Origin of the sequence: Agrobacterium sp. CNPSo 2736 (assembly GCF_004005385.1) — a bacterium.
GTDB classification, from domain to species: Bacteria; Pseudomonadota; Alphaproteobacteria; order Rhizobiales; family Rhizobiaceae; genus Agrobacterium; species Agrobacterium leguminum.
Genome location: NZ_RZTX01000013.1, coordinates 14809 through 38218 on the forward strand (window position 1 = coordinate 14809; position 23410 = coordinate 38218).

Below are 23410 nucleotides of genomic sequence, written 5' to 3' on the forward strand. Positions count from 1 at the left end.
AAAGCGTAAAGATATTTTATGAGTGTCTAGAGAAGGTTTTTGTCGCTTCCCACCGTTTCCGGCAATTGCCAGTCGATCGGATCGCGGCCATGGGAGACGAGAAAGGCGTTTGCCTTGGAAAAATGGCCATTGCCAAAAAAGCCGTTATGGGCCGAAAGCGGGGACGGATGCGGCGAGCGCAGCACGAGGTGCTTGCGCTGATCCACGAAGGCCGCCTTCTTCTGGGCATAGGAACCCCAGAGCAGGAAGACGACATGGTCGCATTCGTTGTTGACGGCGCGGATGACGGCGTCGGTGAACTTTTCCCAGCCCTGCCCCTGATGCGAGGCGGCGCGGGATTCTTCCACCGTCAGCACGCTGTTGAGCAGAAGCACGCCCTGTTTCGCCCAGCTTTCCAGAAAACCGTGACCCACCGGGCGAATGCCGAGATCGCTCTGCAATTCCTTGTAGATATTGACGAGCGAAGGCGGAATGCGCACGCCGGGCTGGACGGAAAAGCACAGCCCATGCGCCTGACCGAGCCCGTGATAGGGGTCCTGGCCTAAAATGACGACCTTGACCTCATCGAGAGGCGTGAGATCCAGCGCCCGGAAATATTCCGCACCCCTGGGGAAGATGCGCTTGCCGGCGGTCTTTTCGGCAAGCAGGAACTCTTTCAGCTTGATCATGTAGGGGCTGGCGAACTCACCGGAAAGAACGCGTTTCCAGCTATCCTCGAGTTTCACGCCTGCCTCTGCCATGCCCGCCTCCATCAGAGCTTATTTGAACCGGTTGCCGCGTTGCAGCACTTCGATCTTGTAACCGTCCGGATCGCAGATGAAAAAGTATTTCGCGAAAGGCTGGCCCTTATAATCGGCTTCGATGATTTTTCCGGGGGAAAGGCCGATCTCGGTGAAGCGCTGGTGCTCGCCATCCACATCGGCCACGCTGACCGCGAGGTGACCATAGCCGTCGCCCAGCGCATAGGGCACTTCGCGACCCCGGTTGACGGTCAGTTCCAGCTCGAAATCGCCCTCGGCATTGCTGAGATAGATCAGCGTGAAGTTTTCGAACTCGGCGCGTTCCGCAACCTCAAGCCCGAAAGCCTGCCTGTAAAATTCCACCGAACGCTTTTCGTCCAGCACCCGGACCATCGAGTGGATCAGCTTGGCCATGGTGTTTTCCTTCTTCTTCTTAAGCTTTGACGGCCCGGTTATGCTCCGGGCATCGCGGCCCAAGGGGATAAAGACTGCGTGCTTCGCTTTCAACCCTAAAGGCACTCTGCGACAGGACGTAACGGCCCGATCACGGCAAATGTGATGGCAAAAACCTCTTAGTTTTTCCGGTGCGGTTGGGACCTGCGGCAACGAGACCGCAGGGTTTTGGCTCTGCCGCTCTATCCTGAGTGGTGAACTCATGATACCGGCTAGGCATGCGCCTTTTATACCTCTGTCTTGGCTGGCTTATGGTCGCGACCGGCATTGTCGGCGCGTTTCTTCCCGTTTTGCCCACCACACCGTTCCTGCTTCTGGCGCTCTGGTGTTTTTCCCGCTCCTCGCCAAAACTCGAGGCATGGCTGCTGGCCCACCCCAGATTCGGCCCTTCGCTGCGGCGATGGCGCGAACGCGGCGCAATCGCCCGCAACGCCAAGGTCGCAGCGCTTTCTGCCATGTCCGTCAGTTACGCGGCTTTCTGGTTTCTGAGCGAGCCGCCGCCGCTGCGGGCCGCCATCGTCGCCGCCGTCATGCTCGGCTCGGCGCTCTTCATCGCCACCCGTCCGGAAAGCTGAGGCGAAGGACAGGTCCTTAACGGTGGCGCGACTGCGGCAACACGTAAGGAATATGCCGCGCCGGCAGCCGGCCGACGACACCGCCGATGCCATAGACCCTTGCAATCGTCTCGTCGCTGATCGTTTCCAGCGAGGGGCCGCTCGCCGTCACCCGGCCGCCATGCATGACGATAAGTTGATCGGCAAATTCCGCCGCAAGGTTGAGATCGTGCAGGATGGCGAGCACCAGCCCGCCGCCGCTTGCAAAGTCGCGCGCCGTTTCCAGCACGGCGATCTGGTGGCCGATATCGAGACTTGCGGTGGGCTCGTCGAGGAAGAGCGCGCGGGCCTCGCCATTTTCCATCGGGTTCGGCACCTGTGCCAGCGCCCGGGCAAACTGCACCCGCTGCTGTTCGCCGCCGGAGAGCATGTTGTAGGACCGCTGCTCGAAACCGCGCAGCCCGGCCCTGGCGAGCGCGCGGCGGGCCTGCTCTTCCGGCGCGCGGGAGCCTTGTGCAACAGCCCCCATCCGCACGATTTCGAGCGCGGTGAAGGGAAAAGCAAGCTGGGTGCTCTGCGGCAGCACGGCCCTGAGACGGGCGAGCTGGACCGGCGTGAAGGCCGGCAGGTCAATGTCGTTATAGGTCACCGAACCGCCCTCGGCGCGCATCTCGCCCGAGAGAACCTTCATCAACGTGGATTTGCCCGCACCGTTGGGGCCAATGATGACATTGACCTTGCCGGGCTTCAGATCGACGCTGACCGCATCGAGAAGCCGGCGGCCGGAGCGGATGAGGGTGAGGTTTTCGGCCCGGATCATGACATGTTCCGCATGGAAAAGCCGCCGCGTCCCAATAGGAGAAAAAGGAAGACGGGCGCACCGATGAGCGCCGTGACGACGCCGATGGGCAGTTCCGCCGGTGACGCGACGGTGCGGGCGAAACTATCGGCCAGAAGCAGAAGCGCCGCCCCGCCAAGTGCGGAGGCCGGCAGCAGGAAGCGGTGCGACGGGCCGATGGCGAGCCGCAGAAGATGCGGCACGACGATGCCGACAAAACCGATGGAACCGGCCGCCGCCACGCTTGCCCCGCAGGCGGCGGCAACGGCCAGAATGACGATCCGCTTCAGCCGCTGCACCGGAATGCCCATGTGAAAGGCGGCGGCATCGCCGAGAATGAGCGCATCCAGCCCGCGGGCAACGAAGGGAATGATGGCGAGCACGATGATGATGAAGGGCAAGGTGGCGAACACCTTGGCGGGCGTGGCCCCGCCGAGCGAACCGAGCGACCAGAAGGTAATGTCGCGCAACGCCCGGTCATCGGCCATGAAAATCATCAGCCCCATCAGCGCAGCGCTGATCGCCGCCACCGCAATGCCGGCCAGAATGAGCGTGGTGGTGGAGGTGGCGCCATCCTTCGTCGCGATCAGGTAAAGCACCCAGGTGTTCAGCAACCCGCCGAAAAACGCCATCAGCGGCAGAAAATGCGGGCCGAAAAACACGGCGACGATGGCAAGCGCACCTTCCCCGAGAGAAATGGCCGCGACCGCGAACAGAGCCGCACCCGAGGTGACGCCGACAATGCCGGGATCGGCCAGCGGATTGCGGAAGAGTCCCTGCATCATCGCCCCCGAAACGGCAAGCCCCGCGCCGATCAACATGCCGAGCGCCGTACGCGGCAGGCGCACCGCCTCGAGAATGACCCTGTCGCGCGCATCGAGCTGATCCGCGCCGCCGGTGAAATAAGCCCAGAGTTCGGACATGCCGACGCCCGTGGGTCCGCTGACCAGCGACACGCCACAGGCAAACAGCAGGATGCCGACGAGCACGGCGAGGGTGACGACCCCCTGGCGAGATCTGTCGCCCGCAACCCTGCCTTCAGCGGAACTCAAGGCAGCAAGGCTCACGGCTTCACCACCTCAGGATAGAGCTTGGCTGCCAGCTCGCGGCCCGCAGCGGGCGTGCGCGGGCCAAAACCGATGAGATAAAGCCCATCCATGCTGATGAGCGCCTTGCTGGCGGCGGCCGGCGTGGACTGGAAGGCCGGCAGCGCGAAAATCTCTTCCGCCTTGGCGGCATGGTCGCCGCGCGCCATGGTCAGCACCAGATCGGGTGCTGCGGCAATGACCGCCTCATCTGTCAGCGGCTTGTAACCATTGATCTCCTGCGCCGCATTGATGCCGCCCGCCATTTCGATGATCGCGGCCGCTTCGGTATCCTTGCCCGCCGCCATGATGCGGCCGCCGGCGGTGGAAAGCACGAAGAGAACCCGCTTCCTGCCCTTTTCCGGCACGGCCGAAACATCCTTGGCTAGCGCATCGAGGTCGGCCCTGGTCTCGGCAGCCAGCGCCTTCGCCTTGTCCGAAAGACCGACCGCCGCGCCGACATCCTCGATCTTTTTGGGGATGGCGTCGCCGCTCGGCGGCGTATCGACGGTGACGAAAGGCACGGCGCTTGCCTTCAGGATGGCGATGACATCGGCCGGGCCGGACCCGTCTTCGGAGAGGATGAGATCGGGCTTCTGCGACAGAATGCCTTCGGACGAGAGCGCCCGCATGTAACCGATATCCGGCTTGGCAAATGCATCGGCCGGATAGCTGCTGGTGCTGTCACGCGCAACGACGCGGTCTCCTGCGCCCAGCGCATAAAGGATTTCGGTGACCGTACCACCCACCGCGACGATGCGTTTCGCTTCCGGATTGCCCTTGTCCGAAGCCATGGCGGCAGGTGCGGCAAAGGCGATTGCGGCGGGCACGAGGGCGGCGAAAACGAAGGAACGAAGGCGGGAATTCAACATGGCGCTATCCTGAAACACGACCCGGCGCGGCTTAGCCCGCGTCATTTAATCTTGAGTTCTTTACACATGTTTATGGGCGGCGCAATCGATAAGTGGAGTAAATTTGTTCGCTTTGTCGTGAACCCCTTTCCAACCTCCCTGCGGCTGGATATCCTGACTCAAACTGGAAACTTAAAGGGAGAATTTCATGTTTATCGCAATGAACCGCTTTCGTGTCGTGCCGGGTTATGAGGAAACCTTCGAATCCATCTGGCGCGAGCGCAAATCGCATCTGAGCGAATTGCCGGGTTACATCGAATTTCACATGCTGAAAGGCCCGAAGGCGGATGACCACACGCTTTATGCCTCGCACACCGTCTGGGCCACCAAGGACGATTTCCTCGCCTGGACGAAATCCGAACAGTTCCGCGCCGCCCACGCCAAGGCCGGCGAAAACCGCGGCAAGGTGGAATATCTCTCCGGCCCGCATTTCGAAGGCTTCGACGTCATCATCCATGAAGACAAGAATGGCGAACGCCGTTCGATTGCCGCCTGAGGCCGCCCGATGAGCATTGCAGCCCAAAAGACCGACGACGACAGGCAGGCCCGCGCCGCCGCTGCGCTCGCCGAAAAGCCTGACGGCATCGTGGAGGCCATCGCCGCCAAGGCCGAGGTGACGCCGGCCGAAATTCTGGCGATCCTGCCGGAAGGCGCCGCCGTTTCCGCTGCCGCCGACCGCTTCGACGCCATCTGGAACGAGATGCGCGGCTGGGGCGAAGTCCTGATGATCGTGCAGACCGGCGATATCGTGTTCGAAGTGCCGGGCCACCTGCCGGAAGGCAGCGAAAGCCACGGCTGGTTCAACATCCACGGCGACAGCCCCATCGGCGGTCACATCAAGAAGGACAATTGCGCCGGCATCACCTTCGTCGACCGCGGCTTCCACGGCCGCCGCTCCTGTTCCGTCTGGTTCATGAACGCCGCGGGCAGCGCCATGTTCAAGATTTTCGTCCGCCGCGACGAGAACAAGGAACTGCTGGCCGGGCAGCTGGCGAAGTTCGAAGCGCTGCGGGACGGTTTCCGCGCCTGAGACCGGTGGGGGGGCTGCCTGCTGCCTCCCCACTGCTTTCAAAATCGCACGCGTCATCATTCGCCCGGGACCTCTCCGGCTCACGCGTGAGAAAACAACCACCGGTTCATCGCCCGTTCAGTGCCGTTTTTTATCATCCGCTGAAATTTGATCGGCACCAGCACGGAGCAAGCACCATGACCGACCGCCAACCTCTTCTTTCTCGTCGCAGTTTCGCCGGGCTTGTCGCGCTTGCGCCGCTTTTTGCGGCGGGCGGCGCGGCTGCCGCACCGGCAAGCCTGCGCGGCAGCGTTTCCTATCGCGAACGCATCGCCTTGCCGCCGGGCGCGACCGTCACCGTGCGCCTGATCGACGTTTCGCTGGCGGATGCGCCGTCGCAGACGATTGCCGAAACCACCATCCGCCCGCGTGGCCAGGTGCCCGTGCCCTTCGTGCTGCGTTATGATGACCGCGACATCCGTGGCCGCCGCTCCTATGCGCTGAGCGCCGAAATCCGCGACCGCGACCGGCTACTCTTCACCACAACCCGCCGTTATTCGGTGCTGACCGGCGGTCGCGACGATACCGATCTGGTACTGGAGCGCGTCGGCGCGGGTCCGGGCCGGCCGGAGCCGGAAGCCGGTATCGACGGGCGCTGGCTGGTACAGGACATCCGTGGAGAGCGGGTTCGCGGCCGCCGACAGGCGACGCTGGAAATTACCCGCGAGGGCCGCGTTTCGGGCAATGCCGGCTGCAACGGCATCGGCGGCGAGGTGAAGATCAACCGTAACCGTATCGATTTCGGCCGGATGATTTCCACCCAGATGGCCTGCGCGCCTGACATCATGCGCCAGGAACGGCAGTTCATCGAAGCGCTGGAAGGCGCCCGCTCCTTCAGGCTTGAGCCGCGCCGCGGCACGCTGGAACTGCTCGACGGCCGCGGCCGCACGGCGATGCGCCTGCGCCGCGCCTGAGGCCGGCAACGGCACTGCTGAAACAGCCGACGCCGCCGTGCTGGCCATGGAACATTCCATGTCGCTTCCGGCACGGCGCGCTGCCCTTTCCCGCCCTATGACTTTGGCTACATCGCCTTGGCGCTTTGCTCCGCTGCCAAGCTGCGCTATGGAACGCGCCGAACTGCGCCGGCTGATGCCGGCGCGACGTCTTTGAGGGAAAACGAATGACATCCTATGTTCTGACCGTAGCCTGCAAATCGACCCGTGGCATTGTGGCCGCGATTTCCGGTTATCTGGCGGAAAAAGGCTGCAACATCGTCGACAGTTCGCAGTTCGACGACCTCGAGACCGGCAAGTTCTTCATGCGCGTCTCCTTCATCTCCGAAGAAGGCGCCACCCTTGAGGCCATCACCGACGGCTTCAAGCCGGTGGCGGAAAAATTCGGCATGGAGGCGGATATCTATCCGGACGGTCAGCGCATGAAGACGCTTTTGATGGTCTCCCGTTTCGGCCATTGCCTCAACGACCTGCTCTATCGCTGGAAGATCGGCGCATTGCCGATCGACATCGTCGGTGTCGTCTCCAACCATTTCGATTACCAGAAGGTCGTCGTCAACCACGACATTCCCTTCCACCACATCAGGGTGACGAAGGAGAATAAACCCAAAGCCGAAGCCCAGCTGATGGACCTGATCGAGACCAGCGGCACGGAGCTCGTGGTACTGGCGCGCTACATGCAGGTTCTGTCCGACGACATGTGCCGGAAGATGTCTGGCAAAATCATCAATATCCACCATTCCTTCCTGCCCTCCTTCAAGGGCGCCAACCCTTACAAGCAGGCCTATGAGCGCGGTGTGAAGCTGATTGGCGCAACGGCCCATTACGTCACCGCCGACCTCGACGAGGGCCCGATCATCGAGCAGGACACGGTGCGCATCACCCACGCCCAGAGCGCCGACGATTATGTCTCGCTTGGCCGCGATGTGGAAAGCCAGGTGCTGGCCCGCGCCATCCACGCCCATATCCACCACCGCACCTTCATCAACGGCAACCGCACCGTCGTCTTCCCGCCAAGCCCGGGAAGTTATGCTTCCGAGCGGATGGGGTAAGCACCGGCAGTCTGGGCGACATTATCCTTAAGCGTCCCCCCGCCCACCAAACACCACCCGCGCCCTCAGCCCACGCCCTTCCACGCCATCCTCCAGCGTCAGCCGCCCGCCGAACAGCCCGGCTATCTCTTCGATGATGGCAAGGCCGAGGCCGGCGCCGGGGGCGGCGTTGGCTTCGCCGCGGGCAAAGCGCTGGCGCACCATGGCGCGTTTTTCCGGGGGAATGCCGGGGCCGTTATCCTCCACTTCCAGCCAGACCTCGCCCGCCTGCCTGCCGACGCGGACGGTGACTTCCGCGCCGCGACCGGCATAATTGATGGCATTGGAAACGAGATTGCCGATCAGTTCGCCGATCAGGAGCGGCTCGGCGGCAATGGCAACCTCGCCCTCGCCTTCGAAACCGAGATCGATGCCGGCCTCCGCCGCCCGCGGCACGAAATCGGCCGTCACATTCTGCGCAACGGCCACAAGATCGATCGCGGAAAAATCATGTTTTTCGCTGGAGCCAGCGGCATCGATATTGGCCATGCGCAGCAGCTGGGCGAGGATATGTTCGGCATGGGCCACCGAAGCGCCACCCTTCAGCGCCGCCGCCTGCGCTTCCTCAAGGCTCGCGGCGCGGGCGGAAAGCGCTAGCTGGGTGCTGATGATGGCAAGCGGCGTGCGCAGCTGATGGCTGGCATTGCCGGTGAAATGCCGGAGCGCGTCGAGCGCCGATTGCAGCCGCACCATGAAGGAATTGACCGTCTCCACCAGATTCTCCACCTCCACCGGCACGGATTGGCGGATGGGGTGCAGGTCGTTCGGGCTGCGCTCGGCAATCGCTTCGCTGAGCCGGTAAAGCGGTCTGAGCGAAATCGTCACCGCGATCCAGACGATGATCGCCGCCCCCACGATCATCAACAGCAGGCGCAGCGCAGAGCGCAGGATGATCGCCTGCGCCAGCTGGCTGCGGGCAATGGTGGTTTCGGCAACCGTTACGGAAAAGGGCACGGAATTGATGCCCGTGGAAGCGAAACGCCTGATCGCAGCGATGCGGATCGGCTCGTCGCGGAACACGGCATCGCGATAGGCAGGGATATCGCCCGCCGGGTTCTCCACCGTCGGCAGGTTCTGGTAGCCGGTCAGGAATTGCCCGTTCGGCCCGTCGACACGGTAAAACACCCGGTCCTGTGCGGCCGATGTCAGCATTTCCAGCGCCACATAGGGAATGTCGACTTCCAGCGAGCCGTCCTCGGCCACCACCACCCGCTCGGCAATGGCAAGTGCGGAACCGGAAAGCACCCGGTCGGAGACGACATTGGCGGTATTGACCGCCTCGCGCCATGTATCGGTCAGCGCAACGCAGCCGATAATGGCGGTGGAGATGAGAAGCCAGCCTAAAAGTCGCCGCCTGAGCGAATAGGCGGCCTGTCTCATTCAGCCATCTCCGGCAGCTTTTCGAGATAATAACCGATGCCGCGCGCAGTCTTCACCGTCAGCCCGTGGGGCGCGAGCCGCTTGCGCAGGCGGCTTACATATTGCTCGATGGCATTGGCGGAAATATCGTCGTCGAAGCCGGTCAGCGACTGCACGATGGCTTCCTTGGCAACGACCTTGCCGGCACGCATGAACAGCACTTCCAGCAGCGCCACCTCGCGCGCCGGAATATCGAGCGGACGCCCATCCGCCGAAAAGGTGCGGGAATTGAGATCGAACAGTACCTTGCCGAAACTCAGCGCCGAGGAGCGCAGGCCGGCATTGCGGCGCAGCAGCACCCGCACCCTTGCCTCGAATTCGGTAATGTCGAACGGCTTGATCATGTAGTCGTCGGCGCCGAGATCGAGCCCCTTGACCTTTTCCTCCGGCGTGCCGCGCGCCGTCAGGATCAGCACCGCCGCCTTGTCCTGGCGCGAACGCATGGAGCGCAGCACCTCGATGCCGTCCATTTCCGGCAGGTTGAGATCGAGAATGACCAGATCGAAACTTTCCGCTGCAATCGCCGCATCGGCGGAAGCGCCATCGGACACCACATCCACCGCATAACCGGTGCCGCGCAGCAGCGCCGACAATCCCTCCGACAGCACCTGATTGTCCTCGACCAGCAAAATACGCAAATCTTCCCTCCCACAGCATTGCCGAGTTTAACCAGACCCTTACCGCTTGTGAATGGCCCGCGCCTGCTGCATGATCTTTTCCATGCGTATCTGCCTTCTTCTCTGTCTCTGTCTTTGCATGGCCTCGCCGGCGCTTGCGCAAGTCGCCATCTTTCCGGCACCCTCCGGCAAGGCGGATGCCGAAACGCTGGTGGTCTATTCCTCGCTGGATGAACCGCTGGCGACGCCGATGATCGAGGGTTTCCAGAAGGCCAACCCCGATATCGCCGTCCATTATGAGGATATGCTGACCGGCGAAATCTACGACCGCATCGTGAAGGAAACCGACGCCGGCAAAAAAACCGCCGATTTCGCCTTTTCCTCTGCCATGGATTTGCAGGTGAAGCTGAGCAATGACGGTTATGCCCAGCGCTCGGATCTCGCCATGAGCGCCCGCTGGCCCGCCTGGGCCAACTGGCGCAACACCGCTTACGCGTTGACCTTCGAGCCGGCGGTTTTCGTTTATCACAAGCCGAGCTTCACCACCGAAGAACCGCCAGCCAGCCGCGCCGAATTCGTCGATTATCTCGAACGCCACGCCAGGCAAGTGCATGGCCGCATCGCAACTTACGACATCGAACGCTCCGGCGTCGGCTTCCTGTTCATGTCGCGCGATCAGGAGCAGTTCGGCGATATATGGAACGTCATCAAGGCGATGGGCGCGGCGGGCGTGAAGGTCTACTCCACCTCCTCGGCCATTCTGGAGCGCGTTTCCGACGGACGCTTCGTGCTCGGCTACAATATTCTCGGCTCCTATGCGGCCGACTGGGCCTCGCGCCACCCCGATGTCGGCATCGTGCTGCCAAAAGACTATACCGTCGTCATGTCGCGTATCGGACTGGTGCCGGAAGCCGCCGCCAACCCGGCGCTCGGCCGCCGTTATCTGGAATTCTTCATGTCGAAGGAGGGCCAGACGATCATGGCCCGGCAGCTGCAGATACCCGCCGTCAGTCCGGAAGTGGCGGGCGAAAACACCGCCAACACCATGCAGGCCATCCACGGCGCGCAATTGCGCCCCGTGCCCGTCAGCCCCGGCCTGATGGTCTATCTGGATCAGGTGAAACGCAGCCGCCTGATTGAGCGCTGGAATGAGGCGTTGCGCTCGCAGTAGTTTCCCCCCTCATTCCTGTGCTTGTCACAGGAATCTAGCCAGACCAAGTCCTTGGGCTGAAAGGACTCTTCTCGCCGCGCAGACGCGCGTCGGCTGGATTCCTGTGACAGGCACAGGAATGAGGGTGTGGAGCAAGCTTCAAAGGCGCAAAACAAAGCCATCCCACACGCCACAGTAGACGTCCGATACAAATTAATAGAGAGTAAATGCGCAAGGACTTGCGTAGCGTCAGTTAGATGACAGCTTTCTGTGATGCTCTGCAATTCTTCTTCATTCCGTGGAGGCGGAAGAAGATGCGGGAGGAAATCCAGGATTGCCAAGGCCCCACGCTGAGCATTCAGCGCCGGCGCAGACGCGTCCGAAAAGCCCCCCGCATAAACGAAAAACGACGCCCAAAAAGGGCACCTGAGGAGGGTTTTCCAAGTGAAGCATTTTCTTATCGGCACATTCCTGGCGGGCGTGATCGCGCTTCCGGCGGTTGCAGCGGATTACACCATCATCGCCCCGGCCAATCCCGGCGGCGGCTGGGACCAGACCGCGCGCTCCCTGCAGACCGTGCTGCAGGAAGAAGGCATTTCCAAGAGCGTTCAGGTGCAGAACGTACCGGGCGCCGGCGGCACCATCGGTCTTGCGCAGTTCGCCAGCCAGCAGAAGGGCAACCCGAACGCCCTCATCGTCGGCGGTTACGTGATGGTCGGCGCGATCCTCACCAACAACGCGCCCGTCACGCTTAAGGAAGTAACGCCGATCGCCCGTCTGACCGGCGAATATGAAGCCATCGTCGTTCCGGCATCTTCGCCGCTGAAGACCATTGGCGACCTCATCGACCAGCTCAAGAAGGATCCGGGCAGCGTTTCCTGGGGCGGCGGCTCCGCCGGCGGCACCGACCATATCGCCGTTGGCCTGATCGCCAAGGCGGCCGGCGTCGATCCGACCAAGATCAACTACATCGCTTATTCCGGCGGCGGCGAAGCACTTGCGTCGATCCTCGGTTCGCAGGTGACCGCCGGTATTTCGAGCTACGGCGAATTCGAAAGCCAGGTAAAGGCCGGCACGCTGCGCCTGCTCGCGGTTTCCAGCGAAGAGAAGCTGGAAGGCGTCGATGCGCCGACGCTGAAAGAAAGCGGCCTTGATGTCGTCGTCCAGAACTGGCGCATGGTCGCCGCTCCTCCCGGCCTGACGCCGGAGCAGGAAAAGGCCGTCAATGCCGACATCGAAAAGCTGGTAAAGTCCGCCAAGTGGCAGGAAACCCTGAAGACCAAGAGCTGGATGGACACCTATCTCGCCGGTGACGAATTCAAGGCGCAGCTCGCCAAGGATACCGACGCCACCGCCGCCATCCTCAAAGACATCGGACTGGTAAAATGAGCCAGGGTTCCAACCCTTCGCAGCATCAAAAGCGCCGCCCTGACTGGGCGGCGCTGGCGATCGCCATCTTCCTCGTCATCATCGCCTCGGTGATCTTCTGGGACAGCGCGCGCCTCGCCAGCGTCACCGGCTATTCGCCGGTTGGCCCGGCAACGGTGCCTTATGCTATCGGCTTCTGTCTTATCGGCCTGGCGCTGTGGACAGCCATCGAGGCCTGGCGCGGTGATTTTCCCGAACGCGACAAACAGGAAATCGCCCCGGTTATCTGGGTCGTCGCCGGCCTTGCCGCACAGATGCTGCTGCTGAACATTGCCGGTTTCTCCATCGCCACCGGCCTGCTCTTCGCCTTTACGGCGCGCGCCTTCGGCAAACGCAAGCTCTGGTATTCGATCCCCATCGGCATCGCCCTGAGCTTCTTCATCTGGTTCATCTTCGCGCGGCTGCTGCAGCTTTCACTGCCCGCCGGGCCTCTGGAACGGCTGCTCTTCTAACAGCCATTCCGACCAAAATTCGAGATCACAGGAACAATTGGCGCGCGATGACGCAAAAGCCAGTCGTTCCGCCCGCCCATCGGGTCCACTTGGGGGACATCTGTCCATGAGTACCTTTGAATTCCTGCTGCACGGTCTTGAGGTTGCCGCCCAACCCATGAACCTGCTCTATGCGCTGATCGGCGTCACGCTCGGCACCGCCGTCGGCGTCCTGCCCGGTATCGGCCCTGCGCTGACCGTGGCGCTGCTTCTGCCCGTCACCTACCGGCTCGATCCCGCCGGTTCGCTCATCATGTTCGCCGGCATCTATTATGGCGGCATGTATGGCGGCTCGACCACCTCGATCCTGCTCAACACGCCGGGCGAAAGCGCCTCGATCGTGACTGCGCTCGAAGGCAACAAGATGGCCCGCAAGGGCAGAGGCGGTCCGGCGCTGGCCACCGCCGCCATCGGCTCCTTCGTCGCCGGCCTCATCGCCACCATCGCGCTCGCCTTCATCGCGCCCTATATCGTCAAGCTGGCGCTGGTCTTCGGCCCGCGTGAATATTTCGCGCTGATGGTGCTCGCCTTCGTCACCGTTTCCTCCGCCTTCGGGGACTCGGCGCTGCGCGGCCTTACCTCGCTGTTCATCGGCTTTGCGCTTGCCATCGTCGGCATCGACCAGCTGACCGGCCAGACCCGCATGAGCTTCGGCATTCCCGACCTGCTCGACGGCGTGGAAGTGACGACGCTTGCGGTGGCCATGTTCGCCATCGGCGAAACGCTGTTCATCGTCGCCCAGGGCAGCACCGGCCCGGACAAGGTCGAAGCCGTGAAAGGCTCCGTCTGGATGAGCGCGCAGGACTGGGCACGCTCCTGGAAAGCCTGGCTGCGCGGCACGCTGATCGGCTTCCCCATCGGCGCCATGCCGGCGGGCGGCGCTGAAATCGGCACCTTCCTGTCCTACGCCACCGAAAAGAAGCTGACCAAATATCCGGAAGAATTCGGCCATGGCGCCATCGAAGGTGTGGCCGGTCCGGAAGCCGCCAACAATGCGTCCGCCGCCGGTACGCTGGTTCCGCTCTTGACGCTCGGCCTGCCGACGACGGCGACCGCCGCCATCATGCTCGCCGGCTTCCAGCAATATGGCCTCCAGCCCGGCCCGCTGCTGTTCGCAACCAATCCGCAGCTCGTCTGGGGCCTGATCGCCAGCCTGTTCATCGCCAACCTGATGCTGCTGGTTCTGAACCTGCCGCTCGTCGGCCTGTGGGTGAAGCTGCTGACCATTCCGAAGCCCTGGCTTTATGCCGGCATCCTGCTGTTTGCGACGCTCGGCACCATCGGCGCCAACCCGTCGGTCTTCGAACTCGGCATGCTGCTCGCCTTCGGCATCCTCGGCTATATCATGCGCATCTTCGGTTATCCGATTGCGCCTGCGGTCGTCGGCCTCATCCTCGGCCCGCTTGCGGAACAGCAGCTGCGCCGCGCGCTCGCCATCGGTCAGGGCGATCCGACGGTACTGTTCACCTCGCCGATTGCCGTTGGTCTCTTCATCGTGGCAGCCGCCGCCTTCATCATCCCGCTCATCATGCGTATCCGCGGCCGTGGCGAAGTGCTGACGCAGCTTGCCGCCAACGAGGACTGAGAAACAAAGAACCTCCCAAGGCAACTGGCCCCGTATCTCCGGATGCGGGGCCTTTTTTATTCACGCCAACGGGATGTGTGATGCACGCACGCCCATGATAGAATTGCGCCAACCGCAGGAGAAAGACATGCGCACGATTGCGATCATGATGGTTCTGGCGCTTGCCGGCTGCACCACCGCCCCCGATGTCGAGCCCATTCCCGGCAGCATCACCTATGGCGGACAGCCTCGCACCAAACTCACCAAATCCCCCATCGGCAGCACGCTCAGCAATGAATTCGTGATGGGCGACGGGCGGCTGGCGATCGAGACCTACCGCGTGCAACCGGACCGGTCGCTGAAACTGGAGAGACGCGAAATCGTCGGCGACTGGCCGCCGGATTGATGGAAGATATGGGCCTTGATGTGGTTCCCGCTTCTACCACGACTGACCACTCTTACCGTCATGCCGGATTTGATCCGGCATGACGGATGTCGTGGCTAGGCTGCGTCCTAGGTCCGGCGATCACAACGAGTCTTGCTATGCGCGGCTCCCCTTTCCCGCTCACGGCAATTCAGAACCGTTCTAAAACATAATTTTGATTTCCGCCGACCTTGCCAATAAAGCTGATCGCCAACATCAAGTTAACCCGGTGGGATCGCTTCCGCCGGCCCGGAACATAGTGCAAGGGATATATAAGTGGCCATCAACTTCACCTTCCCCCTTCGGCTGCTGGCAGCAGCGGCCTTCAGCCTTGGCGCAATGACGGCAAGTGCCGAAGAAATGACGATCAAGCATGCGCAGGGCGAGACCGTGCTGAAGGCGGCGCCGAAGAAGGTTCTGGTTCTCGATATTCCCTCGCTCGACAATCTCGATGCGCTCGGCGTCGAGCCCGCCGGTGTCGTCGGCTCCAACCTGCCCACCTATCTGCAGAAATATGCCGACGGCAAATATCTGAAGGTCGGCACGCTGTTTGAGCCCGATTATGAGGCTATCAATGCGGTCGAGGCCGATCTCGTCATCGTCGGCGGCCGTTCGCGGGCGAAATATCCGGACGTTGCGAAGATCACGCCCGCCATCGACATGTCGGTGGATTCCAAGGAATTCATCGGCAGCGTCAAAGCCAACATCACCAAGCTCGGCGATATTTTCGGCAAGCAGGAAGAAGCCAGGAAGCTCGATGCCGCCATCGATGAAAAAGTGGCGAAGCTGAAGGAAATCGCACCCAACTCCGGCACGGCGATGATCCTCGTCACCAATGCCGGCAAGGTCGGCGTTTATGGCCCAAGCTCGCGCACCGGCTGGCTGCACACCGAAATCGGCTTCAAGCCGGTCGCAGCCGACATCGACGACCGCTTCGACCGCGGCGATGTCGTCTCCTTCGAATATCTGGCCGAGGTCAACCCCGAATGGCTGTTCGTGATCGACCGCGACGCCGGCATCGGCCGCGCCACCGATCCCGGCAAGGCGGCAGCCCAGGTGCTGGACAACGAGCTGGTGCACCAGACCAATGCCTGGAAGAAAAAGCAGATCGTCTATCTCGATCCGCAGGCGGCCTATATCGTCAGCAGCGGTTATACGGCGCTCTCCACCCTGCTCGATCAGGTCTACAAGGCCGTCTCCGAGAAGAAATAACCCCTGCCGAACAACATCAGGGCTCCCGATGGCTTGAGGCTACCGGGAGCTTTCGCCTTTTCCGGAAACCGCCAACGTGAAGTCCCTTTCACTGATATCAGCCCTTCTTCTGGCTCTGGTGCTCGCCATCACCAGCCTGTTCGTCGGCGTCAGCAATGTCTCGCTCGCCACGCTCTTTTCGCCTGATACCAGCGCGGACGCGCTGCGCGTGCTGCTCGTCAGCCGCATTCCGCGCACGCTGGCGCTGATATTGGCCGGAAGCTCGATGGCGATTGCCGGGCTCATCATGCAGATGCTGGTGCGTAACCGCTTCGTGGAACCTTCGACGGCGGGCACCACCGAATCCGCCGGCCTTGGCCTGCTCACCATCACCCTGCTGGCGCCGGATACGCCGATCTTCGGCAAGATGCTGGTGGCCGCCGTTTTCGCGCTCGCCGGCACCGCGCTGTTCCTGCGTATCCTGAGGCAGGTGCCGTTGCGCGACGTGCTGCTGGTGCCGCTGATCGGCATCATGCTGGGCGGCGTCATCTCCGCCGTCACCACCTTCTTCGCTTATCGCTTCGACCTTCTACAATCGCTCGGCGCATGGATGACGGGAGATTTTTCCGGGGTGCTACGCGGCCGTTATGAATTGCTGTGGGTCGGCTTCCTTTTCGCCATCGCCGCCTATCTCGCCGCAGACCGCTTCACCGTGGCCGGCATGGGCCGCGACTTCACCACCAATCTCGGCCTCAACTATCGCCGGGTCATGGCGCTCGGCCTCACCATCGTTTCGCTGGTGAGCGCGGTCGTCGTCGTCACCGTCGGCATGATCCCCTTTCTCGGGCTGATCGTGCCGAATGTCGTCAGCCTGATGATCGGCGACAATATGCGCCGCTCGGTGCCCTGGGTGGCGACGCTCGGCGCGGTCTTCGTGCTTTCCTGCGACATCATCGGCCGGACCGTGCGCGCGCCTTACGAAATACCCATCGGAACCGTGGTCGGCGTCATTGGCAGCGCGCTGTTCCTCTATCTCCTGCTGCGGAAACGCCACCATGCGTGAGAGACATCCCGACCGGCGTGCAAAAACCGTTCTGCTCGTGCTTGCGGCATTCGCACTCATCTCCATGGCCGCCTTCATGACGCTGGGCGCCAAGGGCAGCTGGAGCTTCGTGCTGCCGTTTCGCGGCATCAAGCTTCTGTCGCTGCTGCTGGTGGCCTATGCCATCGCGGTCTCCACCGTGCTGTTCCAGACGGTCACCAACAACCGCATCCTCACCCCTTCGGTGATGGGTTTCGATTCGCTTTACGTGTTGATGCAGACCGGGCTGATCTTCGTCTTCGGCTCGGCAACCGTCGTCCTGATCGATCCGCAGCTGAAGTTTCTCACGGAGACCGCGCTGCTCGTCGCCTTTTCCGCCCTGCTCTATCGCTGGCTTTTCGTCGGCGCGGAACGCAGCCTGCATCTTCTGGTGCTGGTGGGCATCGTCTTCGGCGTCTTCTTCCGCAGCCTCTCGGGCTTCATGCAGCGCGTGCTCGACCCCAATGAATATACGGTGCTGCAGGATGTGCTGTTCGCCAGCTTCAATTCCATCGATCCGACGCTTCTTGCCGTCTCCGCCGCCATCGTCGGCGTGGTGACCATCATCGGGCTCAGGCTCATGCACACGCTCGACGTTCTCTCGCTCGGCCGCGCAACGGCCATCAGCCTCGGGGTCGAATATAAGCGCAAGGTCACCATCATCCTCGTGCTGGTCTCCGTGCTGGTCGCCGTCTCCACGGCGCTCGTCGGCCCGGTCATGTTCTTCGGCCTGCTGGTCGCAGCCCTTGCCCATTATCTCACCGGCAACGGCAAACACGCCTATGTGTTGCCGGCGGCGATCCTCATCGCCGTGATCTGCCTCGTCGGCGGTCAGGTGGTGCTGGAGCGGGTCTTCGCCTTCGATACGGCGCTCTCGATCATCATCGAATTTCTGGGCGGTATCGTCTTTATCGGTCTTATTCTGAAGCGGGGTGCGCGATGATCATCGCCAGTCAGATCAGCAAATCCTATGGCGACAGCCTCGTCGTCGATGGCGTCTCCGTCTCCATTCCGGCAGGCGGCGTCACCTCCATCATCGGGCCGAACGGTGCTGGAAAATCGACGCTGCTTTCCATCGTCGCAAGGCTGATGTCGATGGATGCCGGAACCGTGACGGTGGACGGTCTGGATGTCACGAAAACCCCTTCCGATACGCTGGCCAAGCGGCTCTCCATATTGCGGCAGGACAACCACATCTCCTCGCGCCTGACAGTGCGCGATCTCGTCGGTTTCGGCCGGTACCCCTATTCCAAGGGCCGCCCCACCATCGAGGACAAGGTCCATATCGACCGGGCGCTGGAATATCTCAATCTCGAAACCCTTGCCGGCCGGTTTCTGGACGAGCTTTCCGGTGGCCAGCGCCAGCGCGCCTTCGTGGCCATGGTGCTGTGCCAGGATACCGATTACGTGCTGCTCGACGAGCCGCTCAACAATCTCGACATGAAACACGCTTCCAGCATGATGAAGATCATGCGCAAGGCAGCTGACGAGCTGAAGAAGACCGTGGTTCTGGTGCTGCACGACATCAACTTCGCCTCCTGGTATTCCGACACCATCATCGCCATGCGCGAGGGCCGCATCTGCCATCAGGGGCCGGCGGAAGAGATCATCCGGCCGGACGTCCTCAAGGACATCTATGACATGCCGATCCGCGTCAATGAGATAGACGGCCGGCGCATCTGCCTGTTTTACGAATGACATGATGATTGTGCAGGATTTTCGCTGTCATGTTGCCTAACATGGAACAGGGCCTCAGGCCCGGACGTTAAACGACGGACTTTTCCAAAGCGGCATTCCGTCCGCAACTTCAGGAGACATCGATGAAGACGCACAAGACGAAGAACGACCTGCCTTCCAACGCCAAGTCGACCGTGATCGGCATTCTCAACGAATCGCTGGCCTCGGTTATCGACCTTGCGCTCATCACCAAGCAGGCGCACTGGAACCTCAAGGGCCCGCAATTCATCGCCGTGCATGAACTTCTCGACACTTTCCGCACCCAGCTCGACAATCATGGCGACACGATTGCCGAACGTGTGGTCCAGCTTGGCGGCACGGCGCTCGGCAGCCTGCAATCGGTCTCTTCGACGACGAAGCTCAAGGCGTATCCGACCGATATCTACAAGATCCACGACCATCTCGACGAACTGATCGAGCGTTATGGCGAGGTCGCGAACATGATCCGCAAGGCGATCGACGATTCCGACGAGGCGGGCGACCCGACGACGGCGGACATCTTCACCGCCGCCTCGCGCGATCTCGACAAGTCGCTCTGGTTCCTTGAAGCGCATGTGCAGGAAAAGAGCTGAACCGGAAGCGGCTCCCGCCACAACACACACGAAAGCGCCCGAGATGCTCGGGCGCTTTTTTATTGTCATGTGGCGCAATCAGTGCCGACGTAAAACCGCAAGACCGATATCGCGCAACATCTCATGGTCGAGAATGCCGCGCTGGGCGCTACGGATCAAAACCGCCGCGCACTCATTGGCAACATGGCTGCTGCGGTCTTGAAAACATTCGAAACATACGCCATCGAAAATAGTCTGCAGATCGGTGATCTGCTCCGGCGACAATTGTGCGCCAACCCGTTCAAAAGCTGCGTACGACAAGGCTCATCCTCCCGATGATGATATGCCAAGTATCGTTCCCAATATCGTTTCGATTTTTCTTGTGGACAGGGAATTTGTACACCCGAACGAATCACTTGTCGAATCAGATTTTAACCAAATGTAAATAGGTTATTTCCTGGCCTTCCCGCCGGCCGCCACCCCAGGACAGGGAGATAAAAACCAGCTGAAACAATATCTTCAGCGGAAATTCCCTGCGCTTCAGCCCGCGATGGCCGCCAGATTTCGGATAAATCCGCACACAGGCGGATTTCCACCGAAACCGCAAAAGAAACTGTTGCATTCCAAAAACGATTGAGCGATATAGCACCCGTCGCCGCTTGGCGGCCCACGGTTCAGCGAACTACCCCGGACCGGTGGATTTGAGCGGGTGTAGCTCAGGGGTAGAGCACAACCTTGCCAAGGTTGGGGTCGAGGGTTCAAATCCCTTCGCCCGCTCCAAATTTCCAGAACAGCAGATAAATCTTCACTGCACCCGATGTGAGACGCGTCGTTTCCATGGGCTGTGCCGCGCGAAATGCGCGAGGATTCCATGCATGGGGAAACCGGGAAGAGCGCTCCCTTCCCGGTCCTCATTCTCAGGCGGCCTTGTCCCAGACGGGTGCAAGCCCTTCCGGCGAAACGATGCGGCCATCCGGCCTGGCAAGCGCGCGGATCGCCGCCATTTCATCGGCGGAAAGCTCGAAATCGAAGATGGCGAGATTTTCATCGACGCGCGCTTCGCTGACCGTTTTCGACAGTGCGATGACACCCTGCTGCTGCACGAGCCAGCGCAGCACCACCTGCGCCACCGACTTGCCACGGCCTGCGGCGATTTCCTTCAGCACCGGATCGGTGAAGACCTTGCCATCGGCCATGCCGTAATACCCCGTCACAGACATGCCGGCGGCCTTTGCCGCGGCAATGACCACGTCCTGATCGATATAGGGGTGGTATTCGATCTGGTTGGTCACGATCGGGGCGCTGGACAGCTTCACCGCCTCGGCCATCAGCGCCGTGCTGAAATTGGAAACGCCGATATGGCGAACCTTGCCGGCTTGCCTAACCGCGTTCAGCGCGCCGATCTGTTCGGCAAGCGAAACCGCCTCATTCGGCCAATGCAGCAGCAGAAGGTCGACATAATCGGTCTTCAGCTTTTTCAGGCTCTCATCCACGGAGGCGAGGAAGGCCTCGTGCCTGTAGTTCTCGACCCAGACCTTGGTGGTGAGAAACACTTCGCCGCGCGCCACACCCGAAGCAGCAATGGCTTCACCAACTTCCGCTTCGTTGCCGTAGATTTGGGCGGTATCGATATGGCGGAAACCGGCTTTCAGCGCATGGGGAACGATGCGCAGCACATCCGCACCGGGAATACGAAACGTGCCGAAACCCAGTGCCGGGATCGAAGCGCCATTTGCGGTGACATCAAACATATATTTTCTCCTTTGAAGCGGCCCGGCCGACTTGGGAGCGGCCGGGAATTTTACGGAAAGTTCAGGCGGTTTTCAGGGTCAGCGCGGCGCGGCGGTCGAGCGCGCTGCTCCAGAGGGTCAAGAGCAGGGCCACGGCGACGAGAATGGCGCCGACCCACGGGGTTGCGGCAAGACCCATCGGTGATTCTACCACCAGACCGCCAAGCCATGCGCCAATGGCGATGCCGAGGTTGAAGGCGGCGATGTTGAGCGCCGAGGCGACATCGACGGCGCCGGGGCGATGTTCCTTGGCAAGCTGCACCACATAAAGCTGCAGGCCTGGAACATTGGCGAAGGACAGGAAACCGAGCGCGGCAAGCGTGACGAGCGTCAGCACCGGCGAGAAGGCGGTGAAGGAAAAGACGAGCAGTACGATGGCCTGCGCCAGGAAGAGGCCGATCAGCGCCCTTGCCGGGTTATGGTTGGCGATCCTGCCGCCGCCGATATTGCCGGCCGCAATGGCGATGCCGTAAAGCACGAGGATCAGGCTGACGCTCTTTTCCGAAAAGCCGGTGACATCCTGCAGGATCGGCGCAAGGAAGGTGAAGGCGACAAAGGTGCCGCCGTAACCGAGCGTGGTCATGGCGAAAACGATGAGCAGGCGACCGGAGCCAAGAACACGGACCTGATCGAAGAGGCTCGCCGGCGGCGCCTTCTTGAGGGTGTTCGGGAGAAGCGCTGCGATGCCGAAGAAGGCGATGACGCCAAGGGCGGCAACGGCCCAGAAGGTCGCGCGCCAGCCGAAAACCTGCCCGATATAGGTGCCGAGCGGAACGCCGGTGACGATGGCGACCGTGAGCCCCATGAACATCATGGCGATGGCCGAGGCGCGGCGATTTTCCGGCACGAGATCGGCGGCGATGGTGGAGCCGACCGAGAAGAAGACGCCATGGGCGAAGGCGGCGATGACGCGGGCGACAAGCAGCATCTCATAGCTGGGCGACAGGGCCGCCGCGCTGTTGCCGATGATGAACAGGGCCATCAGGCCGAGCAGCAGCGGCTTTCTTTCGATCCTGCCGGTCAGCGCCGTCAGGATCGGCGCACCGAAGGTGACGCCAAGCGCATAAACGCTGACGATGAGGCCGGCAAGCGGCAGGGTAATGTGAAGATCGTTGGCAACCGTCGGCAGAAGGCCGACGATGACGAACTCCGTGGTGCCGATCGCATAGGCCGCGATCGTCAGGGCAAATATGGCCAATGGCATGACGAATACCTCTTCGCCCGGAGCGGGATCGCGGGCGTTCTGGACAGCGACGCCGTCCGGTTGGATCAAATCTATGGACGCAATATGGGCGAAGGGGACTTGCATGATAATCGGTAAGGTCGGATAAATACCTTTGAATTGATTTCACAGGTGGTGCGGCGATGGACAATCGGGCCGGAGAAATGGAAGTCTTCGTGGCGGCGGCTGAACTCGGCAGTTTTTCCGCCGCCGGGCGCAGGCTGAAGCTTTCACCCTCGGCGGTGAGCAAGCTTGTCACCCGTATCGAAGACCGCCTCGGCACTCGGCTGCTTGCCCGCTCCACCCGGCTTGTCACGCTTACACCGGAGGGCGAAGTCTATCTTGCGCGGGCAAGGCGCATTCTCGCCGACATAGCCGAGACCGAGCAGATCGTGGCGAGCGGCGGCAAGGTGGTGCCGCGCGGCCTTTTGCGCGTCAACGCCACGCTGGGCTTCGGCGAACGTTATCTCCTGCCGCTTGCGCCGGAATTTTTGTCGCTTTATCCGGAAATCGAGTTGGATATCTCGCTGACCGACGGCGTCATCAGCCTGATCGAGGAACGCACCGATATCGCCATCCGCTCGGGCGCGATGGGAGATTCATCCCTGAAGGCGAGAAAGCTTAAAGAGGTGCGCCGGGTCATCGTCGCCTCCCCCGCCTATATCGAACGACACGGCATGCCGGAAAAACCGCAGGACCTGGCGCGGCACAATTGCTTCAGCTTCAATTTCAGCCGCAGCCTCAACGAATGGCCGTTTCGCAACCCCGGCTCTGCGGAAGTCTACCGACTGCCCGTAACGGGCAACGTCTCGGTCAACAGTGGCATGGCCATGCGAAGGCTCTGCCTGACGGGCCTGGGGCTGGGAAGGGTCGGCGAATTTCATATCGAGCCGGACATCGAGGCGGGCCTGCTCGTGCCGGTGCTGGAAGACTATAATGCCGAGGAGATGGAAGTGATCCACGCGGTTTATGCCGGTCACGAACATCTGGCTGCCCGCGTTCGCGCCTTCATCGATTTTGTCGCAGCAAGGGTCGGGCGGTGACTGGTCGC

Annotated in this window: 26 protein-coding genes and 1 tRNA gene; 17 read left to right on the top strand and 10 right to left on the bottom strand. The window is 61.7% G+C overall.

All coding sequences use genetic code 11. From position 1 onward, the window contains the following. Positions 1 to 26 precede the first annotated feature (26 nt). Entirely contained in the window at positions 27 to 740 is a 714-nt protein-coding gene (gene ung, locus EM858_RS19305) for a uracil-DNA glycosylase (RefSeq protein ID WP_127757664.1), read from the bottom strand. Positions 741 to 758: 18 nt separating this feature from the next. Then, positions 759 to 1154, bottom strand: a complete 396-nt coding sequence (locus EM858_RS19310) for a VOC family protein (protein ID WP_080815914.1) — start codon at positions 1152 to 1154, stop codon at positions 759 to 761. A gap of 257 nt (positions 1155 to 1411) precedes the next feature. Between EM858_RS19310 and EM858_RS19315 the strand changes: the two genes are divergently transcribed. Further along, positions 1412 to 1768 carry a YbaN family protein gene (locus EM858_RS19315; protein ID WP_059754575.1) on the top strand — a complete coding sequence of 119 codons (357 nt, stop codon included), beginning with the start codon at positions 1412 to 1414 and terminating at the stop codon, positions 1766 to 1768. 16 nt (positions 1769 to 1784) lie between these two features. Here EM858_RS19315 and EM858_RS19320 read toward each other — a convergent pair whose 3' ends face one another. The 3 genes from EM858_RS19320 to EM858_RS19330 are packed head-to-tail and all read right to left on the bottom strand — an operon-like array spanning position 1785 to position 4542. After that, positions 1785 to 2567, bottom strand: a complete 783-nt coding sequence (locus EM858_RS19320; protein WP_080815912.1) for a heme ABC transporter ATP-binding protein — start codon at positions 2565 to 2567, stop codon at positions 1785 to 1787. After that, positions 2564 to 3652: an iron ABC transporter permease gene (locus tag EM858_RS19325; protein WP_127757665.1), complete on the bottom strand. Its 1089-nt coding sequence runs from the start codon at positions 3650 to 3652 to the stop codon at positions 2564 to 2566. The genes EM858_RS19320 and EM858_RS19325 overlap by 4 nt, the downstream gene beginning before the upstream one ends. Further along, positions 3649 to 4542, bottom strand: a complete 894-nt coding sequence (locus tag EM858_RS19330) for a hemin ABC transporter substrate-binding protein (protein ID WP_080818616.1) — start codon at positions 4540 to 4542, stop codon at positions 3649 to 3651. The genes EM858_RS19325 and EM858_RS19330 overlap by 4 nt, the downstream gene beginning before the upstream one ends. Before the next feature lie 187 nt (positions 4543 to 4729). Between EM858_RS19330 and EM858_RS19335 the strand changes: the two genes are divergently transcribed. From EM858_RS19335 to purU, 4 genes are all read left to right on the top strand, one after another. After that, positions 4730 to 5077 (top strand): antibiotic biosynthesis monooxygenase, encoded by a 348-nt coding sequence (locus tag EM858_RS19335; protein WP_003522597.1) that lies wholly within the window; start codon positions 4730 to 4732, stop codon positions 5075 to 5077. Positions 5078 to 5086: 9 nt separating this feature from the next. Then, positions 5087 to 5611 (top strand): heme utilization cystosolic carrier protein HutX, encoded by a 525-nt coding sequence (hutX, locus tag EM858_RS19340; protein WP_127757666.1) that lies wholly within the window; start codon positions 5087 to 5089, stop codon positions 5609 to 5611. A gap of 176 nt (positions 5612 to 5787) precedes the next feature. Beyond that, positions 5788 to 6564 carry a YbaY family lipoprotein gene (locus EM858_RS19345; protein ID WP_127757667.1) on the top strand — a complete coding sequence of 259 codons (777 nt, stop codon included), beginning with the start codon at positions 5788 to 5790 and terminating at the stop codon, positions 6562 to 6564. A 206-nt stretch (positions 6565 to 6770) separates the two neighbouring features. Beyond that, positions 6771 to 7655 (top strand): formyltetrahydrofolate deformylase, encoded by an 885-nt coding sequence (gene purU, locus EM858_RS19355; RefSeq protein ID WP_035259300.1) that lies wholly within the window; start codon positions 6771 to 6773, stop codon positions 7653 to 7655. A 27-nt stretch (positions 7656 to 7682) separates the two neighbouring features. Here the strand turns inward: purU and EM858_RS19360 are convergent, their stop codons facing one another. Next, positions 7683 to 9074 (bottom strand): sensor histidine kinase, encoded by a 1392-nt coding sequence (locus tag EM858_RS19360; protein WP_127757668.1) that lies wholly within the window; start codon positions 9072 to 9074, stop codon positions 7683 to 7685. Next, entirely contained in the window at positions 9071 to 9751 is a 681-nt protein-coding gene (locus tag EM858_RS19365) for a response regulator transcription factor (protein WP_127757669.1), read from the bottom strand. The genes EM858_RS19360 and EM858_RS19365 overlap by 4 nt, the downstream gene beginning before the upstream one ends. An 82-nt stretch (positions 9752 to 9833) precedes the next feature. On the opposite strand from EM858_RS19365, the gene EM858_RS19370 reads away from it, so the two are divergent. The 10 genes from EM858_RS19370 to dps all read left to right on the top strand — a co-directional run bounded on the left by EM858_RS19370 (position 9834) and on the right by dps (position 19368). Then, positions 9834 to 10901: an ABC transporter substrate-binding protein gene (locus EM858_RS19370; RefSeq protein ID WP_233284711.1), complete on the top strand. Its 1068-nt coding sequence runs from the start codon at positions 9834 to 9836 to the stop codon at positions 10899 to 10901. 423 nt (positions 10902 to 11324) lie between these two features. After that, positions 11325 to 12269: a tripartite tricarboxylate transporter substrate binding protein gene (locus EM858_RS19375; RefSeq protein ID WP_078051664.1), complete on the top strand. Its 945-nt coding sequence runs from the start codon at positions 11325 to 11327 to the stop codon at positions 12267 to 12269. Next, positions 12266 to 12760: a tripartite tricarboxylate transporter TctB family protein gene (locus EM858_RS19380; RefSeq protein ID WP_003491894.1), complete on the top strand. Its 495-nt coding sequence runs from the start codon at positions 12266 to 12268 to the stop codon at positions 12758 to 12760. The genes EM858_RS19375 and EM858_RS19380 overlap by 4 nt, the downstream gene beginning before the upstream one ends. A gap of 106 nt (positions 12761 to 12866) precedes the next feature. Further along, complete coding sequence (locus EM858_RS19385; RefSeq protein WP_020809148.1) at positions 12867 to 14384, top strand: tripartite tricarboxylate transporter permease; 1518 nt, start codon at positions 12867 to 12869, stop codon at positions 14382 to 14384. A gap of 127 nt (positions 14385 to 14511) precedes the next feature. Next, positions 14512 to 14769, top strand: a complete 258-nt coding sequence (locus EM858_RS19390) for a hypothetical protein (protein WP_003522606.1) — start codon at positions 14512 to 14514, stop codon at positions 14767 to 14769. 294 nt (positions 14770 to 15063) lie between these two features. Further along, a complete protein-coding gene (locus tag EM858_RS19395) occupies positions 15064 to 15999 on the top strand; it encodes a siderophore ABC transporter substrate-binding protein (protein ID WP_127757670.1) in 936 nt (311 codons plus the stop codon). 76 nt (positions 16000 to 16075) lie between these two features. Continuing rightward, positions 16076 to 17041, top strand: a complete 966-nt coding sequence (locus EM858_RS19400) for an ABC transporter permease (protein WP_080815896.1) — start codon at positions 16076 to 16078, stop codon at positions 17039 to 17041. Further along, entirely contained in the window at positions 17034 to 18002 is a 969-nt protein-coding gene (locus EM858_RS19405; RefSeq protein WP_127757671.1) for an iron chelate uptake ABC transporter family permease subunit, read from the top strand. Before EM858_RS19400 ends, EM858_RS19405 begins: the two co-directional genes overlap by 8 nt. Then, entirely contained in the window at positions 17999 to 18757 is a 759-nt protein-coding gene (locus EM858_RS19410; RefSeq protein ID WP_080815891.1) for an ABC transporter ATP-binding protein, read from the top strand. The genes EM858_RS19405 and EM858_RS19410 overlap by 4 nt, the downstream gene beginning before the upstream one ends. Positions 18758 to 18879: 122 nt before the next feature. Continuing rightward, positions 18880 to 19368, top strand: coding sequence for a DNA starvation/stationary phase protection protein Dps (gene dps, locus EM858_RS19415; protein ID WP_003522611.1), 489 nt, complete (start codon positions 18880 to 18882; stop codon positions 19366 to 19368). 78 nt (positions 19369 to 19446) lie between these two features. Here the strand turns inward: dps and EM858_RS19420 are convergent, their stop codons facing one another. Then, a complete protein-coding gene (locus EM858_RS19420) occupies positions 19447 to 19668 on the bottom strand; it encodes a hypothetical protein (protein WP_003522612.1) in 222 nt (73 codons plus the stop codon). 384 nt (positions 19669 to 20052) lie between these two features. Between EM858_RS19420 and EM858_RS19430 the strand changes: the two genes are divergently transcribed. Beyond that, positions 20053 to 20127, top strand: a tRNA-Gly gene (locus tag EM858_RS19430). 137 nt (positions 20128 to 20264) lie between these two features. Here EM858_RS19430 and EM858_RS19435 read toward each other — a convergent pair. Next, a complete protein-coding gene (locus tag EM858_RS19435; protein ID WP_127757673.1) occupies positions 20265 to 21098 on the bottom strand; it encodes an aldo/keto reductase in 834 nt (277 codons plus the stop codon). Positions 21099 to 21159: 61 nt separating this feature from the next. Further along, on the bottom strand, positions 21160 to 22341 hold the full coding sequence (locus EM858_RS19440) for an MFS transporter (protein ID WP_127757674.1): 1182 nt from the start codon (positions 22339 to 22341) through the stop codon (positions 21160 to 21162). A 161-nt stretch (positions 22342 to 22502) separates the two neighbouring features. On the opposite strand from EM858_RS19440, the gene EM858_RS19445 reads away from it, so the two are divergent. Further along, on the top strand, positions 22503 to 23402 hold the full coding sequence (locus EM858_RS19445) for a LysR family transcriptional regulator (protein WP_127757675.1): 900 nt from the start codon (positions 22503 to 22505) through the stop codon (positions 23400 to 23402). Positions 23403 to 23410: the final 8 nt, after the last annotated feature.